The following is a 2,137-nucleotide window of genomic DNA, read 5'->3' on the forward strand; positions in this document are numbered from 1 at the left end:
GTTGAGGAGTTAACAGGTTGGGGAGTTAACAGGTAGGGGAGTTGACAAGTTGATAAATTGATGGGGTGATAGGTTGATAGGTTGAAGAGTTGACGAGTTGGGAGTTGACGAGTTGGGAGTTGACGAGTTGGGAGTTGACAGGTTAACGAGTTGTCAATAAGACAAGTTTTTGAGAGAGACAGGGTAACAAGTTAATGGGCGCAATTATTTTCACCTTTTCACCTTTAAGCTATCTTTTCACCTTTTCACCTTTTCACCTTTTCACCCTTTCACCCTTAAGCCATCTTTTCACCTTTTCACTCTTTCACCCTTTCACCTTTGAAAGCCATCTTTTCACCCTTTCACCCCTTCACTCTTTCACCCTTTCACCTTTGAAAGCCATCTTTTCACCCTTTCACTCTTTCACCCTTTTCTCCTTTAAGCCTTCTTTTCACCTTTTCACTCTTTCACCCTTTCACCTTTGAAAGCCATCTTTTCACCCTTTCACCCCTTCACTCTTTCACCCTTTCACCTTTGAAAGCCATCTTTTCACCCTTTGCAACAAAAAAAGAGGACACATATAAATGCGTCCTCTTTCTTATGGTTGTGAATTTGTTTTATTTCACCTTGTCTACAATAGCCTTGAAAGCTTGGGGATTGTTAACAGCGAGGTCGGCAAGCACCTTACGGTTAATCTCGATACCGGCCTTATGCAATGCTCCCATAAGGGTAGAATAGGTCATGTTCTCCAAGCGAGCGGCAGCGTTGATACGCTGAATCCACAAAGCACGGAACGTACGCTTCTTGTTGCGACGGTCGCGATAAGCGTAGGTAAGACCCTTTTCCCAAGTGTTTTTGGCTACAGTCCAAACATTTTTTCTGGCACCATAGTAACCCTTTGTGAGCTTTAAAATTCTAGTTCTTCTTGCTTTAGAAGCAACATGATTGACTGATCTTGGCATACTTTCTTCTTAACTTAAAAATGTTTGACTAATGTTTAACGCAAGCAAAGCAAGTCGCGAACCTGCTTCATGTCTGCACGATCAACGAGAGTTGAGTGAACCAAGTTTCTCTTTTGCTTCTTTGTCTTCTTAGTCAAGATGTGACTGTGGTAAGCATGTTTCCTTTTAACCTTACCCGTACCGGTGAAACGAAATCTCTTCTTTGCGCCGGAATTTGTCTTTACTTTTGGCATTTTTTTGTTGTTTATTTGTTATTTATATATGGTGGCAACGCATATACCCGGCGTTACGCACCTCTTTTCTTGTCTTTGTTTGGGCTTTGTAGGCACTGAATTTTATTCTGCTTGGAGCTTTTTAAGCACGTCTTCGCCGTTTTTGGCATTGGCAAATAGGCCATTGTCAGTGTTGCCATCTTCTGTTTCGGCATTCTTTGTTTCGTTCTCGCGCTTTTCTCTGTCCAGCTTTTGTTGGCTCTTTTTCACCGCCCCTGTCTTCTTAGGAGCGATGTAAAGGAACATCTTCTTGCCTTCAAGTGCGGGCATCTGCTCTACCTTGCCGTATTCTTCCAAGTCGTTGGCAAAACGTAGGAGCAAAACTTCGCCTTGCTCTTTGAAGAGGATGGAGCGTCCACGGAAGAAAACGTAAGCCCTAACCTTGTTGCCGGCATCCAAGAATTCCTTGGCGTGTTTGAGCTTGAAGTTGTAGTCGTGTTCGTTGGTTTGCGGTCCAAACCTGATTTCTTTCACTTCTACCTTCACTTGTTTGGCTTTCATCTCCTTTGCGTGCTTTTTTTGCTGATAAAGGAACTTGGAATAGTCGATGATGCGGCAAACGGGAGGTTGTGCGTTGGGTGATATTTCCACCAAGTCCACTCCTTGGCTGCGTGCCATGTCGAGTGCTTGACGGGTGGGCATAACGGTGGAACCGCCTTCGTTTACGATGCGTACTTCCTTCGCGCGTATCTGCTCGTTTACGCGATACTGGTTCTTTATTCTTTCATTCTTCATTCAACAATATTATGATAAGCGGCTGCAAAAGTACGATTTTTCGCGCAACAAGCAAAATAATTCATTGATTATTTTACAGATACGTGTTCTTTTTCCTTTCTTGTTAAAGTACTTTCACAGAATGGATGCGGTGAAGGGGCGAAGTATTGGAATATATAGGGATATTCAGTAAATATCTAACTAATTGTT

At 42.9% G+C, this 2,137-nt stretch carries 3 protein-coding genes; all 3 read right to left on the reverse strand.

Annotation, left to right across the window (positions count from 1 at the left end):
- Positions 1-596: 596 nt before the first annotated feature.
- Positions 597-941, reverse strand: coding sequence for a 50S ribosomal protein L20 (gene rplT, locus HMPREF2955_RS04395; protein ID WP_009229859.1), 345 nt, complete (start codon positions 939-941; stop codon positions 597-599).
- 35 nt (positions 942-976) lie between these two features.
- Entirely contained in the window at positions 977-1,174 is a 198-nt protein-coding gene (gene rpmI, locus HMPREF2955_RS04400) for a 50S ribosomal protein L35 (protein WP_009229858.1), read from the reverse strand.
- 102 nt (positions 1,175-1,276) lie between these two features.
- Complete coding sequence (gene infC, locus HMPREF2955_RS04405) at positions 1,277-1,948, reverse strand: translation initiation factor IF-3 (protein ID WP_070721373.1); 672 nt, start codon at positions 1,946-1,948, stop codon at positions 1,277-1,279.
- Between the last annotated feature and the right edge of the window lie 189 nt (positions 1,949-2,137).

The organism is Prevotella sp. HMSC073D09 (assembly GCF_001814145.1).
Taxonomy (GTDB): Bacteria; Bacteroidota; Bacteroidia; order Bacteroidales; family Bacteroidaceae; genus Prevotella; species Prevotella conceptionensis.